This window comes from Flavihumibacter rivuli, from assembly GCF_018595685.2.
Taxonomy (GTDB): domain Bacteria; phylum Bacteroidota; class Bacteroidia; order Chitinophagales; family Chitinophagaceae; genus Flavihumibacter; species Flavihumibacter rivuli.
This window is the reverse complement of the sequence record NZ_CP092334.1, coordinates 1,812,960-1,830,290: the sequence shown is the minus strand read 5'-3', so window position 1 is coordinate 1,830,290 and position 17,331 is coordinate 1,812,960. Positions and strand designations below refer to the sequence as shown.

Here is a 17,331-nt window from a genome sequence, read left to right as displayed (position 1 = left end):
GATTGAAAATGTTCCTAAAAGTAAACCCCCTGTAGACACAGGGGGTTCTCAACGATTGCTTGCCATATGTGAAACAGCGATCAGAAGCGATAGACCGCAGCGAGCAAGGCACTGGCATTGCCAGCTTTCTCCGCGCCATCCTTGCCTGTATAAATATCTTTTGAAGCAGATTCAAATCTCATTTCAGGGATGATGGTCAGGTTGCCCACCCTGAAGTTGGCAGAGATGGTATTGGCCCAGATAGATGCGCCCTGTGTAGCATAGGAGGTGGGGGCCAATTGGTTCTGGTCATTGAAATACTCGGAACGAAGGGTCAGGCCAAAGGTGGTGGTAGGGTCAAAGTTCAGGTAGACTGCAGATGCCCACCAATCCTGCGCATCATCCTTCAATGATCTTGCTACTTCCGGTATGCTGGCCCTGAAGATGCTTCCATTGAATCCCACACTGAATTTATCACTGAACTTGCCGCTGATTACGGCATCGAACTGATCTGTCTTGGCAGTATCAGCCGGACGGGTCCCACCTACATAGTTCAGGTATACCTTCCAGTTGTCATTGAACGCATAGCTGTACTGTGCGATCACGGATTTCTTACTGTCGGTTGGGGCCGATTTGTAATCGGTTGGGTTGGCGATACCGATCATGAATCCATGCTTGCCGAAGGTAAGATCGGCTTTTACTCCGGTATGGAAGAATGGTCCATAGGAGAACATATAGGACATGGAATAGTTACGGTTGAGCGGGGCGTCTACCAGTTCATAACCAACATGGGTAGCCCAACTACCTCCGGTGAATTTCAGCCAATCGGTAGCTGCGTAGGTAATGTATAATTGCTTGATGGATGCAACTATACCCGATTCATTGTAGGAAAATTCCTGAGCCCTTTTTCCAAATCCGAGGTCGGCGACCATGCCTACTTTCCCGAAACTGCTTTCAAGTTTAAGGGAAGCCATTCCCAATTCAAATGAATTGTGGCTGTTGGTAAAACTACTCCTGTTATTGGAAGCATTCTTGCTGAAATCGTATCGGTAATAAATATCAGCGAAGCCGCTAAAAGTAAATGTAGGTTTCTTTTCCTGGGGTTCGGGAGAACTGGTCTCAGCGGCTTCTGCCGGGGCGGGACTGGTGGTTTCAGGGGTTTGCGAAAAGAGGGCAGTCGATAAGCTTAGTGCAATCCCGGTTGCAAAAATTTTTTGTAACATTGCGTAACATTTTAAGTGTTAAGGGAAAGGGTACGGCGGTGATCTTGTGTCAGAAGACCACCATTATGCTGTACCTTTTTCTATTTTAGTTTTGGTTGGAAATTGTTACCGGTCAGAGGTCAACGAGTTCTTCTTTGATCTGGCCGTTGTTATGAACAAGCAATGTTCCCTGGAGATATTTTTCGTTATGTTGGGTAGCATCCAGGCCAAGTTCTTCTTCTTCAGAGCTCACGCGAAGCGGCAACAGGAAGTTGATGAATTTGAAGATGCCATAAGAAACTGCAAAGCTGTATACTACAACGATACCTAAAGCTTTCAACTGGGTGAAGAAGAAGGCTGGATTGCCATAGAAAAGACCATCAGCGCCCGCTCCATTCACAGATTTAGTAGCGAAGATGCCGGTCAGTAACATTCCCACCATACCACCAATACCATGGCAAGGGAATACATCCAAAGTATCATCAAGGGTTGATTTTTGCTTGTAGTAAACAGCAATATTGGAGATGATAGCGGCTATTACGCCAATGAAAATGCTTTGGGGAATGGCTACAAAGCCGGCAGCAGGTGTGATGGCCACCAGACCTACCACTGCGCCAATGCAGAATCCCAATACGGAAGGCTTCTTTCCACGCGCAACATCAAAGAACATCCAGCTCAAACCCGCAGCAGCGGCCGCAGTATTGGTAGTTGCGAAAGCGGATACGGCCAGGGCGTTAGCGCCTAGTGCAGAACCGGCGTTGAACCCAAACCATCCAAACCACAAGAGTCCTGTTCCGATCAATACATAGGGAATATTGGCAGGGGGAACTTCCTTATGGTCTATATGTGCCTGGCGACGCTTCAGGACCAGTGCGCCAGCCAGTGCCGCGCAACCAGCAGAAATATGCACTACAGTTCCACCTGCAAAGTCAAGGGCTCCCAGTTTAAACAGGAATCCTTCCGGGTGCCAGGTCCAGTGTGCAATTGGGGCATACACCAGGAGGCTGAACAGGGCGATGAAAAGGATATAGGAGGTGAATTTGATCCTTTCCGCTACTGCGCCAACCACCAGTCCTGGGGTGATAATGGCGAACATCAGCTGGAATAACGCGAAAAGCGATAAAGGGATAGTGGGAGCGAGACTCCAGGGGGCGCCGGAGTTTACTCCTTTAAAGAAAAGGTGGGTTGCGGGATTACCTATGAAACCACCAATTGATTCACCGAAGGAAAGACTATAGCCCACTGTTACCCAGAGAATGCTAACAACGCCTGCGGCTACCACACTTTTGATCATTGTAGAGATCACGTTCTTGCGGTGTACCATTCCGCCATAGAAAAAGGCTAATCCCGGGGTCATCAGGAAGACAAGGGCGGTGGCTACAATGATCCATGCAATGTCTGCTGCACTGTATTTACCGCCATCATCAAAATTGGGGAGGGAAGGAATGAATAGTGCTCCTACTGCTACAGCTGCCAGAACCAGGAAGGGGGCAACCTGTTTGGTTGTCAGTTTGCTCATATCAGTTGTTTTTAGTTAATATTATAAAAAATAAATATTTAATATTATTCCATAAAAATACTAAAAAAATTGAAGCATTTTATTTCAAATATTCACATGTAAAAAAATATAATATAAATACTTTTATTTGGCGTTTCCATTATTGCGGATGAGTCAATCGGGCAGGAGGGTAAAGGGTAGCTTATAAATAGTTAATTGCCAAATTGTTATAGTGATTTTTTTAGCTATCATCAAGCAATTGGAACCAGGTTGGATTTCAGGATTCAATTAATATGTATAAAAATCAATAAGTGATAACTAATAATATTTTGAAAATTTTCAATGACGAATAAAAAAAAGCCGCAAAATGCGGCTTTAAAATATATATATAATTTATTTTAATATCAGATGGCGAGACTCAGCATGGCATCCTTGGTTTCCAACACAGATTGCCCCAAGAGATATTCATCAACCTTTCTGGCGCATTCCCTTCCTTCACTAATGGCCCAAACCACAAGGCTTTGTCCACGCCGCATATCCCCGGCAGTGAACACTTTTGGAATATTGGTCTGGTACTGCTTTTCTGTAGCTTTTACATTTCCCCTTTCATCGAGCTCAACCCCTAATTCGGCCAAAAGTCCTTCTTTCTGGGGATGCAGGAAGCCCATTGCCAACAAGGCGAGCTCACAGGGAATTTCCCTTTCACTACCCGGCACTTCCGCGAATTGTGCAGGCCTGCCGTCCGATGAGCTGGTCCATTGGAGCTCGACAATCCTCAAGGCCTTCAGTTGGCCATTTGCATCCCCCACGAATTCCTTGGTGGCAACTGCCCATTCACGGCCGCAGCCTTCCTCATGTGAGGTGGAGGTTTTAAGGGTCATGGGGTAGGTCGGCCAGGGCATATAAGGCGTTCTACCTTCCGGTGGTTTGGGTAAGAGTTCCAATTGGGTAATGCTGGCTGCTCCCTGGCGGTTCGAGGTGCCCACGCAATCGCTGCCGGTATCACCACCGCCTATCACCACCACATGCTTGCCATTGGCAAGGATAGCTTCGTGGTGGATATTGCTTTCTATGTCACCAAAAGCAAGGGGATCTGACTGGTAATTCCTTTTGTTTTGTTGCTTCAGGAATTGCATGGCTGGATAAACACCTTTGAGGTCATGACCCGGGATATTCAGGGTCCTTGGTACGGTCGATCCTCCTGCCAGCACTATGGCCTGGTATTCCCTTAGCAGGTCATTGACCTTCACATTACCGCCTACATTCGCATGGCATTTGAAAACAACACCTTCTTCTTCCATCAGGGAGACCCTCCTTTCCACTACCCATTTCTCCAGCTTGAAATCAGGGATCCCATAGCGCAATAAGCCACCTGGTTTCTCATCGCGTTCATAAACGGTTACAGAATGACCGGCGTAATTCAGCTGGGCCGCGGCAGCCAGACCTGCAGGACCGGAGCCTATCACGGCAACTTTCTTACCTGTGCGCAGGTTGGGTTTCCTGGCTTTCACCAGTCCTTTTTCAAACGCGATCTCTATGATATGCTTTTCTATTTCTTCAATGGTGATGGCCGGTTGGTTGATGCCAAGCACACAGGCTGTTTCACAGGGTGCCGGGCATATCCTGCCGGTGAACTCCGGGAAATTATTGGTTGAGCTCAAAATGCTGTAGGCTTCTTCCCAATTTTTCCTGTAAACGGCATCGTTGAATTCCGGGATCACGTTGCCGAGGGGGCATCCATTATGGCAGAATGGTACGCCGCAGTTCATACAGCGTGACGCTTGCTGGTTTAGTTGCTGATCGCTGTAGCGATTAACAAACTCATTGTAGTCCTTGATGCGCTCTTCAACGGGGCGCTTCCCGGGTAATGAACGGGTGAATTCCATGAATCCTGTTGGCTTACCCATATTGCTAAAAATTTGAAGTGGTTGTTGATGTTGTTTCGTAAAAGCCTGGTCACTATCCCTGGCTTACCTGCAGTTTGTTTTTCTTTTCCAGTAGTACTTTCTTGTAGTCCCTTGGGAAGACCTTGATGAAGTGTGCCAACTGGTTATCGAAATCTTTCAGGATAAAAGCCGCGACAGTACTACCTGTATAGGCATAATGCTGTTCCAGCATTTCCCTGAGTTCTGCCGCATCTTCCTGGTTCACCGGGTCAAGGTCCACCATTTCGAGGTTACAGTTGCCGGCGAATTGGTTCTTGACATCATACACAAATGCGATTCCGCCACTCATGCCTGCTGCAAAGTTCCTGCCTGTATCCCCAAGGATCACTACGCGGCCACCGGTCATGTATTCGCAACCATGATCGCCAACGCCTTCCACTACTGCTGTTGCCCCAGAGTTCCGTACTGCGAAGCGTTCCCCGGCTTTGCCCCTGATATAGGCTGTGCCTGAGGTTGCGCCATAGAATGCCACGTTGCCGATAATGATGTTTTCTTCAGGAACAAAACCTGCTTTTGTAGAAGGGTATACGATCAGCCTCGCGCCACTTAATCCTTTTCCGAAATAGTCATTGGCATCCCCTTCCAATTCAAGGGTAACGCCCCTGGTATTGAATGCGCCAAAACTTTGTCCGGCGGTTCCTGTAAACTTGAAATGAATAGTGTCATCAGGTAGTCCGGCAGATTTGTACCGCTTCGATATCTCATTGGATAGAATGGTGCCGATCGTGCGATCGGTATTCTTGACCGGGAAGGAAGCGAAAACTTTCTCCTGCTTTTCCAGCGCAGGTTCAGCGGCTTTGAACAGTTGCCAGTCGAGTACCCCAACCAATCCATGATCTTGTTCTTCCTGCTTGTACAGACCGGTGTACAATGACTCTGGTTCCTTGTAAAGGATGGGGGAAAGGTCGAGGTTCTTGTATTTCCAATGCTGGATATCCGGCTTTACTTCGAGGCATTCAACCTGGCCGATCATTTCGTTCACCGTGCGGAAGCCCAGTTCTGCCATGATTTCACGGAGTTCTTCCGTAATGAAATGGAAGAAGTTGACCACGTGGTCGGCATTGCCGGTAAAGCGTTTGCGCAATTCCGGATCCTGTGTGGCAACACCTACGGGGCAGGTGTTCAGGTGACATTTACGCATCATGATACAACCTTCCACAACAAGTGCGGCAGTAGCTACACCCCATTCTTCTGCACCCAGTAATGCGGCGATGGCTATATCCCTGCCGGTCTTCATTTGGCCGTCTGCCTGTACCACCACCCTGCTTCTCAGTTTATTTTTCACCAGGGTTTGATGGGTCTCTGCAAGTCCTAGTTCCCATGGCAGGCCTGCATGCTTGATGGAGCTTATTGGTGAAGCACCTGTTCCCCCGTCAAAACCTGAGATGAGGATGACATCTGCTTTTGCCTTTGCTACGCCGGCTGCGATAGTACCTACCCCGGCCTTGCTTACCAGCTTTACGCTGATACGGGCTGCCCTATTGGAATTTTTCAGGTCAAAGATCAGCTGTGCCAGGTCTTCGATCGAATAGATATCGTGGTGGGGAGGAGGGGAGATGAGTCCTACACCAGGTGTAGAGTGCCTTACTTTACCGATCCATTCGTCCACTTTATGCCCGGGTAACTGACCGCCTTCACCAGGCTTCGCACCCTGGGCCATCTTGATCTGCAGTTCATTTGCCATGGTGAGGTAATAACTGGTTACGCCAAACCTTGCAGAAGCTACCTGCTTGATGGCAGACTGCATGGAGTCGCCGTTGGGTAGTGGTTCGTAACGGATCTCGTCTTCACCGCCTTCACCTGTATTGCTCTTCGCGCCAATGCGGTTCATGGCGATTGCCAGGGTAGAGTGGGCTTCATGTGAGATGGATCCGAAACTCATGGCACCTGTGGCAAAGCGCTTCATGATGCTGCTGGCCGGTTCTACTTCATCAATGGAAATGGAAGGCCTGTTGTGCCTGAATTGAAGCAATCCCCGCAGGGTGGCAGCTTTTTCGCTCTGGTCGTTTACGAGCTTAGAATATTTTTTGAAAGTGCCATAATCATTCATTCGGGTTGCATACTGCAACAGGTGAATGGTCTGGGGATTGAAAAGATGGAATTCGCCTTTGCGTTTCCATTGGTAGATGCCTCCCACGGGTAGCCTTTCAACCGGGATGTCCTTCCTGCTGAAAGCGCGGAAATGCTTGGCCAATGCCTCTTTTGCGATTTCATCCAGACCCATTCCCTCAATGCGGGAGGTTGCGCCGGTGAAGTATTTGTCTACAACAGCCCTGTTGATGCCGATGATCTCGAAGATCTGGGCGCCCTGGTAGGACTGAAGCGTAGAGATTCCCATTTTAGAGAAGACCTTCAGCAGGCCTTCGTTCACAGCCTTCACATAGTTTTTCTTGAGTACCTCCGGATCAAGGTCAGTTTCCATTTTTCCACTCAGTTTCATATCCCGGATAGTGGACAAAGCCAGATAGGGGTTGATGGCAGTGGCGCCAAACCCGATCAGGCAGGCGAAGTGATGCACTTCCCAAACGTCGCCAGCTTCCACTACCAGGCCAACCTGGCCACGGTAACCTTTCCTGATCAGGTGGTGATGCACTGCTGCTGTTGAAAGCAGGGAGGGGATAGGGGCGTGGTCAGAATCGATGGCCCTGTCTGACAGGATCAATACCTCGAATCCGTCTTCCACGGCATCTACTGCATACCTGCAAAGCCTGTCTAATGCTTTTTGCAAGGAGCCAGGCTTGCCGTCGGCCCTGAAATAACACTGAAGGGTTTTGGCCTGGAATATCCCTGTGTCAATACTCCTGATCTGTTCCAGTTGGTGGTTGTTGAGGATCGGTTGTTTAAGGGCTACGCTATGGCAGGCCAGCGGGTCTTCAATCAGTAGGTTCCCGTTATTACCCACGAAGGTTGCCAGTGACATCACCAATCTTTCCCTGATGGGGTCGATCGGGGGATTGGTTACCTGGGCGAACAATTGTTTGAAGTAGTTGCTCAGGTGTTGCGGTTGTTCACTTAAAACAGCCAGTGGCGTATCGGTTCCCATGGAACCTATCGGCTCCTTGCCTTCAGTTGCCATCGGCGCAATAATGGTATCAAGGTCTTCTGTTGAATACCCGAATGCTTTCTGGTATTTGAATACCTGCTCGTGTTCCAGGTGGGTAAAGGTTACCCTTGGCTCCGGAAGTTCTTCCAGCCTGATCTTATATTTGTTCAGCCATTCTGCATAAGGCTTTTGGGTGCAGATGGATTGTTTCAATTCCTCATCACTGATGATGCGGCCCTGTTCAAGGTCTACCACGAACATTTTGCCGGGCTGCAATCTTCCCTTTTCCTTTACGATAGCAGGATCAACTGGTAGTACGCCTGTTTCTGAGGCCATGATCACCCTGTCATCTGTCGTCACGCAATAGCGTGAAGGACGAAGACCATTCCTGTCGAGGGTGGCGCCAATGATACGGCCATCTGTAAACGAAATGGAAGCAGGTCCATCCCATGGTTCCATGATGGCTGCATGGAACTCATAAAATGCTTTCTTGACCGGGTCCATTTGTTCGTTGCCATCCCAGGCCTCAGGGATGAGCATCATCATAACATGTGGCAATGACCTACCGCTCAGGGTCAGTAATTCGATCACATTGTCCAGGCATGCACTGTCTGATTGTCCTTCTGTAACGATCGGCAATAACATGTCCATTTCTTCCTTCGTAAAATAGGGGGAGGTAAATCCTTTTTCGCTGGTGCGAAGCCAGTTGAGGTTACCCTGCAGGGTATTGATCTCGCCATTGTGGGCGATATACCTGAATGGCTGCGCCAGTTTCCAGGAGGGGAAGGTGTTGGTGGCAAAGCGGCTATGGACAAGGCCAAACGCGCTTACCAGTCGCTTGTCGTTCAGGTCCGGGAAGTATCCCCTTACTTGCATACTGGTTAACTGGCCTTTATATACAACGGTCTTATAGGAGAGGGAAGCTATGTAAAATCCGATAGCATCCTTCTTGACTGTGTTGTTGATGGTATGGCTGGCATAATTGCGAAGGATGAATAACTTCCTTTCAAAATCTTCCGGGTTATTCAAGTGGTCGGGGCAGGCAATGAAAACATGTTCCATTTCCGGTTCAACGCTCAATGCTGTTGGGCCAATACCGTCCGGATTTACCGGTACTTTCCGGTAGCCCAACACTTCAAGCCCCAGTTTCTCCGCTGCACGGTTGAAAATATCTCGGCATTCTTCCCTGAGCCTGATATCGCGGGGAAAGAAAACCACGCCCACGCCATACTTGCCATAAGAAGGCAGGTGGATACCCAACTTTACGCATTCGTCGAAAAAGAATTCGTGTGGGGTTTGAATAAGGATGCCTGCCCCGTCACCGGTATTGTGCTCACAGCCGCAGGCGCCACGGTGTTCCATGTTTTCCAGCACGGTTAGTGCGTCAGAAACGATCTGATGGGATTTGTTGCTCTTGATGTTGGCTACGAAACCGATCCCGCATGCATCACGCTCAAATGAGGGGTGGTATAAACCTTGATTGCTTGCCATCGTTGAATAGTCTTGGTTAGAAATTTTTTAAAAAATATATCGTTTCCTTGAACGGAATTCTATTTACATAGCAAGCAGGCTTTGAATATACAACAAAATATTCGAATTGCGTCAGGTTATTCAAAAAAGAATTGATTTTTTTAATGGCTCCATTATAGGGCAAAATCTTTGGTTTCGGGTTTGCGTTTTTGTTGGCTGCGTATTATCATTGCGGTTTTTTAACCTAACTAACTTACTAGTAAACCTTATGAGAAAAACTGTCCTGTTTTGGCCTTTCCTAATGATGACAACCTTGAGTGCTTTCTCCCAGGACTGGAAGAAGGCCCGGGTCCTCAGAAACTCCCCTGATACCCTAAATGTTGAAGTGAAGGATAAGGGCTGGTTGTATGGACCCACTACCATTCAGTTGCGTAATCCCCAATCCGGTTCAGTCGAGGAGGTATCTGCCGGGGATATCAAATGGGTAAGCATTGAGAATGGCGATACCTATGTTGCTGCTTCTGTTCTTTTGGATGCCACTCCGAGGGACATCGAGATCGAGCGAGGCGATACTTCTGTCATGCGAATGAAGGAAGCAAGGGTCTTCCTGCTGGAATTAGTGAAGCATCCGAAACTTAGCCTTTATGTGAGTGAGGCAACCGGTTTTCCACAGTTTATCCTGCAAAAGGACCAGGGTGAATACCAGACACTGGTGAGCAGGAGGTTCAGGATGAATACTGCCGGTGAGGTCAGGGAACTGGAGGATAAGCAGTATTATGACCAGTTAAGGGGTATTATGAGTGACTGTCCGGGCGTCTCCGGATCGATCAACAGGACTTCCTATGATTCCAGGTCAATGGTTTCCCTGGTGGAGAAATACTTAAAAGAATGCGGCGGGACCGTTGACCAAACCAGTATCAGGAAAAAGGAGAAAGGGAAATTTGAATTCTCCATCATAGCTGGTGCAGGCTTTACCTCCTATAAATTTGAGAAGGAGGAGTTCTTTGTGGACAATCCATTGGTGACGGAAGCATCAATGGGTGGCTCATCGCTAACATTTGGGGGAAGGATCGCTTTCGTTGCACCTAGGATGCACCAGAAGGTCGCTTTCCTGTTGGATGTACTCTATTACAAAGTAAAAGGGGACAACACCACAAAGTTTGATGTTATTGCCGACGATTATTACAAGGAGAGGATCCTTAAGATTGACCTTAACTACCTGAAAAACCATTTGATGGCCAGGTATTCATTTGGAAAGGAAACCACCCTGCTGAGACCCTTCCTGGGAATAGGGGTTGGCGTCAACCTGGTTATCGGGGATAACAGTAGCCTGACCCGTAATGCTTATTACCAGGGAGAAAAAACGACCAATACAACAGACGCATTTCCACCCAATACCCTGAACAAAACCCAATTGTCATTCCTGGGTTCAACAGGGTTTACCTTGAACAGGTTGCTGGTAGAATACCGGTTTGAGCCGAGTACCAATATCCTGAATGGCTATAAGACCAATTTCATTACTCATAATTTCCTGGTGGGCTTCCGGCTAAAGTGAAGAGAAGAATACTGAAAAAATAAAGGGCTGCATTAACAGCCCTTTATTTTTTGATATCATATCTACACAAGGTATCCAAATAGAGTATCGTTCTTGTTGAGTTCGGTATAGTTGATGTTGTATCTTTTCATGTTCTGCAACAAGGTCTCGTAATCTTCCCTGCTTTTTAATTCAACCCCAACCAGTGCAGGGCCGGTTTCCTTATTGTGCTTTTGCATGTATTCGAACCGGGTAATGTCGTCATTAGGCCCTAGTACATGGTTAACGAATTCCTTTAATGCACCTGGTCGCTGGGCAAATCGAACCAGGAAGTAATGCTTGAGTCCCTCATATTGTAAAGACCTTTCCTTGATCTCCTGCATCCTGTCGATATCATTGTTACTGCCGCTTACAATGCATACGATCGTTTTGCCTTTAATTAGATCGGCATAATCATCTAGTGCTGCGATGGATAAGGCACCGGCTGGTTCCACTACAATGGCATCCTCATTGTATAGTTTCAAAATGGTTGAACAGACTTTTCCTTCTGGTACCAGGTGCATGTCATCCAGTACTTCCTTACATATTTCAAAACTAATGTCGCCTACGCGTTTTACTGCGGCACCGTCTACAAACCTTTCAATGGTTTCAATGGTTACTGGGTGACCAGCTTCCAGGGCTGCTTTCATGGAAGGGGCTCCTTCAGGTTCCAGCCCAATGATCTTTGTACGGGGGGAATAGGTTTTGAAGTAACTACCGACACCGGCACTGAGACCACCCCCACCTACGGGAACAAAGAGATAATCTATCTCTGATAGTTCTTCAAGTATTTCTGATGCTACTGTTCCCTGTCCCTCAATGATCCTGAGGTCATCAAATGGTGGGATAAAGGTCAGGCCCTTCTCTTCCGTAAATTTTTTTGCAGCAGTGGCGCAATCGTCAAAAGTATCGCCGATCAATTGGATATCGATCCAGTTTTCCCCAAACATTTTGGTCTGGTTGACCTTCTGGTTGGGGGTAATGATGGGCATGAATACCGTCCCCTTTACCTTGAGTTTACGGCAACTGAATGCAAATCCCTGGGCATGGTTACCTGCACTGGCACATACCACACCTTTGCCCAATTGTTCTGCGGGCAGGCTGCTCATCATATTGTAGGCGCCCCTGATCTTATAACTCCGTACTACCTGCAGGTCTTCCCTTTTCAGGTATACATGGCAGTTGTATTTCCGGGATAAATTATGGTTATAGGTAAGTGGTGTATGGTTCACTACCTTCTTCAGTCTCAATGCTGCCTTGTGAAAATCCAGTGGTAATGATCTGGTTGCCATATTGGTTATGCTCTCCCGTTAATGTATTAGCCCATGAAGGACTTGAATAAGAAAAAGACGCAAGGTTTTGTGCCTTGCGTCTCGTGTTATCAGTTTACAGCTTCAGCCTGGGGGGCTTTTGCTTTCTGGTTCTCCGGACGAAGGCTCCTAACTGTTTGTCCTGCCTGCCACATTTCACTTTCGCGGAGTTCTTTCAGTTCTTCTTCCAGTTTAGCGCGATAGTCTGGCTGACTGTTGCTGTCAATGGAACGCTGTGATTCCTTTCCAGTGGCAACGCTCTCATAAAGGTCATTGAACACAGGAAGGGTGGCGTCACGGAACTTCTTCCACCAGTCGAGGGCGCCACGCTGGGCCGTTGTTGAACAGTTGGCATACATCCAATCCATTCCATTTTCTGCTACCAGCGGCATCAGGGATTGGGTGAGTTCTTCAACGGTTTCATTAAAGGCCTCAGAAGGGGAGTGGCCTCTTTCGCGCAGCACCTGGTATTGGGCGGCGAAGATACCCTGGATGGCTCCCATCAGGGTTCCACGTTCGCCGGTGAGGTCTGAGTACACTTCTTTTTTGAAGTCGGTTTCAAACAGGTAACCGCTACCGATAGCGATACCCAGTGCAACCACCCTATCATAAGCACGTCCTGTTGCATCCTGGAAAATTGCGTAGCTGCTGTTCAGTCCACGACCCTGCAGGAACATCCTGCGAAGGGAGGTGCCTGATCCTTTTGGTGCAACCAGGAAAACATCCACATCGGCTGGAGGTACAATTCCTGTCTGGTGGTTATAGGTGATGCCAAATCCATGGGAGAAATAGAGGGCCTTTCCGGGGGTCAGGTATTTCTTAACGGTTGGCCACATGGCGATCTGAGCTGCATCACTCAACAGGTAGCAAATAATGGTACCGCGTTGCAGGGCTTCTTCTATTTCAAAAAGGGTTTCACCGGGAACGAATCCATCGGCAACCGCTTTGTCCCAACTCTTGGAATTCTTTCTTTGGCCAACGATCACGTTAATGCCGTTCTCTTTTTGGTTCAGTGCCTGGCCGGGACCTTGTACGCCATAGCCAATAACTGCCACTACTTCATCTTTCAGCACTTCCTGGGCTTTTTCCAGGGGAAATTCTTCGCGGGTTACAACGTTTTCAACTGTGCCGCCGAAATTCAATTTTGCCATAACTGTAATTTGTAGTTTTTGTTTTCGTTTGCTTTTGCCGTTCCATTTTGGATTTGGAACAGGTTGGTTGTTTTAAGGGAATTATTATTTGTTGCTTGCTTGTTCATTTACATTGTGAAAACTTCTTCCTGCCTGTCGAGGTATTCATTTTCCACCAGCTCTTCACCCGGCTCCCTCTGTTCGAACTCCTTGAGCTTTTCATGGAAGCCTTTGCTGGCTTTAATGATCGCTACCCTTGCGCTTCTCACGAACTCGATCAGCCCATAGGGTTCCAGCACCTTCACCAGCCTGTCCGTTTCCTCCCGATGGCCGGTTGTTTCAAAAACAGTATAATCTTTGCGGATAACTACTGCCCTTGCGCCATATTCACGCAGTAAGCGTTCAACCTTAACCTTCTCTGCAATTTCATCAGTAGAAACCTTGTAGAGTGCCAATTCCTGCCAAACGATCTCGTCGCTTGTATTGTAATAGGCCTTCAGCACATCGACCTGTTTTTCGATCTGGCGGGTTAGCTTTTTAACTACATCCTCAGTTTCATTAATGACAATGGTGAAGCGGTGAATGCCTTCTGCTTCACTGGGGGAAGTGTTAAGGCTTTCGATATTGATCTTCCGCCTGGAGAATATGATGGCGATGCGGTTCAATAAACCGATCTGGTTCTCTGTGTAAACTGTTATGGTATATTCCTGCTTTGACATTTTTCAATTCTTAGGTAGTTAATGGATATTCGGTTTCAATAGCCTTTTCCCTTAGTTGGTGTATTAACCGGGTAATCGGCAATGGGTTATTTCAACCGGATTTCTGCCACGCTGCATCCCTGTGGTACCATGGGGAATACATTGTTCTCCTTGCCTACCATGACTTCCAGCAGGTATGCGCCCTTATGGTTGAGCATGGTTTCCAGTGCGGACTTAAGATCCTTCCGCTCATTGATGCTGTTCCCTTCGATATGATATCCCTTGGCTACCTGCACAAAATCAGGGCTGGTGATATTCACAAAAGAATAGCGTCTGTCATGGAACAACTGCTGCCATTGCCTTACCATTCCCAGGAACTGGTTGTTGAGGATCAGGATCTTGATATCTACATCGAACTGCATGATGGTTCCCAGTTCCTGCAGGGTCATCTGGAATCCCCCGTCCCCAATTACGGCTACTACCGTACGGTCCGGAGCGCCATACTTGGCCCCAATTGCCGCCGGCAGGGCGAAGCCCATGGTGCCGAGTCCACCGGAGGTGATATTGCTTTTAGACTGGTTGAATTTTGCGTAGCGACAAGCGACCATTTGGTGTTGGCCCACATCGGTCACCACAATGGCCTCGCCATTGGTCAGCTCGTTCAATGTCCTGATCACTTCACCCATGGTCATTACATCGCTGCTTGGATGTAGCTCTGGCTCGATACAAGTATTGATTTCTTCCTGTTCGAAGTCGCGGAATCGCTTCAGCCACTGGGGATATACTTTTTGGTCGATCAATTCTGTCAGCATCGGCAGGGTTTCCTTGCAATCACCCCAAACCGGTACGGTTGTTTTTACGTTCTTATCGATCTCGGCCGGGTCAATATCGAGGTGGATCACTTTGGCCTGTTTGGCGTATTTGTCCAGGCGGCCGGTCACCCTGTCATCGAATCGCATGCCTACTGCAATCAATACATCGCACTCGTTGGTCAGTACATTGGGGCCATAGTTGCCATGCATACCCAGCATGCCTACCGCCAGCGGGTGGTCGGTTGGGATGGCACTCATTCCCATGATGGTCCAGGCCGTTGGGATCCCTGCTTTTTCAATGAATTGCATGAATTCCTTTTCTGCCTTTCCCAGGATAACTCCCTGGCCGAATATTACAAAGGGTCGCTCTGCTGCATTGATCAGTTTAGCCGCTTCTTCAACATACTCCTTACGGACAACTGGTTTGGGTCGGTAACTCCTGATATGGTCGCAAGGCTTATAGCCCTCATATTCGAATTGCTGGAGCTGTGCATTCTTGGTGATATCGATCAACACAGGGCCGGGTCGTCCGCTTTTGGCAATATAGAATGCCTTGGCCAGTACGGATGGTATCTCCGTAGCATCAGTCACCTGGTAGTTCCATTTGGTCACTGGTGTGGTGATATTGATCACATCTGTTTCCTGGAAGGCATCTGTCCCAAGCAGGTGAGCGAATACCTGACCTGTGATACATACCAACGGTGTTGAATCGATCATGGCATCGGCGAGACCGGTAACCAGGTTGGTTGCTCCAGGGCCACTGGTAGCAAACACCACCCCCACTTTTCCGGAGGAACGGGCAAAGCCCTGTGCTGCATGTATGCCTCCCTGCTCATGACGAACAAGGATATGTTCCAATTTATCGTTGTAATCGTAAAGGGCGTCGTAGATAGGCATAATGGCGCCACCGGGATAACCGAAGATGGTATAAACGCCCTCTGCTACCATAGCGCGCAGAACGGCTTCAGATCCACTGATGGTCTCAGTCTTCGTCTGTAACGCAGCCTTCTGCGGCTGACTTAACGTGCTTTGCATATTTATAAAGAATTCCTTTGTTAACGTTTAATTTGGGTTTTTTCCAGGCTGCCTTTCTTTCTGCTATCACTTCCGGTGCAACCTTCAATATGATGGTGTTGTTGATGGCATCCAGTTCAATGATGTCGTCATCCTGCACCAGCGCGATCACCCCACCTTCAAATGCTTCCGGAGTGATATGTCCGACGACGAATCCATGTGTACCGCCACTAAACCTTCCATCGGTGATCAGTGCTACTGATTTTCCCAGTCCCGCACCAATAATGGCTGAAGTGGGTTTCAGCATTTCCGGCATGCCTGGGCCTCCTTTTGGTCCTACATACCTGATCACGACAACATCACCGGCTTTTACACGACCGGATTCAATGCCATGGATCAATTCTTTCTCCCCGTCAAAAACCCTTGCAGGACCTTCAAACCTTTCACCTTCCTTGCCACTGATCTTGGCGACACTTCCTCCAGGGGCCAGGTTGCCATAAAGAATCTGCAAATGGCCATTCTTCTTTATGGGTTGTTCCAGTGGGAAAATAATCTTCTGGGTTTCAAAATTTAAGTCTGGTACAGCTTCAAGGTTTTCTTTTATGGTCTTGCCTGTCACTGTAAGGCAGTCGCCATGCAGTAACCCTTGCTGCAACAGGTATTTCATTACAGATGGAGTGCCGCCATGTTCATGCAGGTCCTGCATAAGGTACTTTCCGCTTGGTTTGAAATCGGCCAGTACCGGGATCCTGTTGCTGATGGCCTGTATGTCATCCTGTGTCAGTGGAATGTCTACACTTCTCGCCATGGCAATGAGGTGCAATACCGCATTGGTAGATCCCCCCAGGGCGATGATGAGCGTTATGGCATTTTCAAATGCCTTTCTGGTCATAATATCTGAAGGTTTGATATCCCTTTCCAACAATAGCCTGATGGCTTTCCCGGCTTCACGGCATTCTTGCTGTTTCGCTTCACTCAAGGCGGGGTTGGAAGAAGAATAAGGAAGGCTCATACCAAGTGCTTCGATCGCTGCTGCCATGGTGTTGGCAGTATACATGCCACCGCAAGCACCAGCGCCAGGGCAGGAATGTTTTACGATCCCTTTAAAGTCGGCTTCGTCTAGTGTTCCTGCGATCTTTTGACCTAGGGCTTCAAAAGCTGAAACGATATTCAGGTCCTGGCCTTTATAATGTCCGGGCGCGATGGTTCCGCCATATACCATGATAGAAGGCCTGTTCAATCGGCCCATGGCAATGATGGCCCCAGGCATATTCTTATCACAACCCGGTACAGCGATGATCGCGTCATAATATTGTGCGCCACAAATGGTTTCAATGGAATCGGCAATTACGTCACGGCTAACCAGGGAGTATCGCATGCCATCAGTACCATTGCTCATGCCATCACTTACACCGATGGTATTAAAAATGAGGCCTACAAGGTTATTGTCCCATACACCTTGTTTGATGACTTTTGAAAGGTCATTCAGGTGCATATTACAAGTGTTCCCGTCATAGCCCATACTGGCGATGCCAACCTGGGCTTTGGCCAGGTCTTCTTCTGTCAGGCCAATTCCGTAAAACATGGCCTGCGCTGCAGGTTGGGTGGGGTCCTGTGTAATGGTCTTAGAGTACTTGTTCAATTCCATTGCCATAG

Annotated in this window: 10 protein-coding genes; 1 reads left to right on the top strand and 9 read right to left on the bottom strand. The window is 48.1% G+C overall.

Annotated elements, in window-relative coordinates; translation table 11 throughout:
* Window positions 1-80: 80 nt before the first annotated feature.
* The 4 genes from KJS94_RS08000 to gltB all read right to left on the bottom strand — a co-directional run bounded on the left by KJS94_RS08000 (window position 81) and on the right by gltB (window position 9,159).
* Window positions 81-1,202, bottom strand: a complete 1,122-nt coding sequence (locus KJS94_RS08000; RefSeq protein ID WP_214447739.1) for an outer membrane beta-barrel protein — start codon at window positions 1,200-1,202, stop codon at window positions 81-83.
* Window positions 1,203-1,314: 112 nt separating this feature from the next.
* Window positions 1,315-2,700, bottom strand: coding sequence for an ammonium transporter (locus KJS94_RS07995; RefSeq protein ID WP_214447740.1), 1,386 nt, complete (start codon window positions 2,698-2,700; stop codon window positions 1,315-1,317).
* Window positions 2,701-3,083: 383 nt separating this feature from the next.
* The gene (locus KJS94_RS07990; RefSeq protein ID WP_214447741.1) at window positions 3,084-4,586 is read right to left on the bottom strand and encodes a glutamate synthase subunit beta; all 1,503 of its coding nucleotides are present in this window, start codon (window positions 4,584-4,586) and stop codon (window positions 3,084-3,086) included.
* A gap of 52 nt (window positions 4,587-4,638) precedes the next feature.
* Window positions 4,639-9,159, bottom strand: a complete 4,521-nt coding sequence (gene gltB, locus KJS94_RS07985; RefSeq protein WP_214447742.1) for a glutamate synthase large subunit — start codon at window positions 9,157-9,159, stop codon at window positions 4,639-4,641.
* Window positions 9,160-9,406: 247 nt separating this feature from the next.
* Here gltB and KJS94_RS07980 point away from each other — a divergent pair, with 247 nt between their 5' ends.
* Window positions 9,407-10,693 carry a PorT family protein gene (locus tag KJS94_RS07980; RefSeq protein ID WP_214447743.1) on the top strand — a complete coding sequence of 429 codons (1,287 nt, stop codon included), beginning with the start codon at window positions 9,407-9,409 and terminating at the stop codon, window positions 10,691-10,693.
* A 62-nt stretch (window positions 10,694-10,755) separates the two neighbouring features.
* Here the strand turns inward: KJS94_RS07980 and ilvA are convergent, their stop codons facing one another.
* From ilvA to ilvD, 5 genes are all read right to left on the bottom strand, one after another.
* The gene (ilvA, locus tag KJS94_RS07975; RefSeq protein WP_214447744.1) at window positions 10,756-12,003 is read right to left on the bottom strand and encodes a threonine ammonia-lyase; all 1,248 of its coding nucleotides are present in this window, start codon (window positions 12,001-12,003) and stop codon (window positions 10,756-10,758) included.
* An 89-nt stretch (window positions 12,004-12,092) separates the two neighbouring features.
* The gene (gene ilvC / locus KJS94_RS07970) at window positions 12,093-13,172 is read right to left on the bottom strand and encodes a ketol-acid reductoisomerase (protein WP_214447745.1); all 1,080 of its coding nucleotides are present in this window, start codon (window positions 13,170-13,172) and stop codon (window positions 12,093-12,095) included.
* 107 nt (window positions 13,173-13,279) lie between these two features.
* Window positions 13,280-13,870, bottom strand: a complete 591-nt coding sequence (gene ilvN, locus KJS94_RS07965; RefSeq protein WP_214447746.1) for an acetolactate synthase small subunit — start codon at window positions 13,868-13,870, stop codon at window positions 13,280-13,282.
* Window positions 13,871-13,956: 86 nt separating this feature from the next.
* Entirely contained in the window at window positions 13,957-15,696 is a 1,740-nt protein-coding gene (gene ilvB, locus KJS94_RS07960; protein WP_214447747.1) for a biosynthetic-type acetolactate synthase large subunit, read from the bottom strand.
* Window positions 15,644-17,329 carry a dihydroxy-acid dehydratase gene (gene ilvD / locus KJS94_RS07955; protein ID WP_239804337.1) on the bottom strand — a complete coding sequence of 562 codons (1,686 nt, stop codon included), beginning with the start codon at window positions 17,327-17,329 and terminating at the stop codon, window positions 15,644-15,646. The genes ilvB and ilvD overlap by 53 nt, the downstream gene beginning before the upstream one ends.
* Window positions 17,330-17,331: the final 2 nt, after the last annotated feature.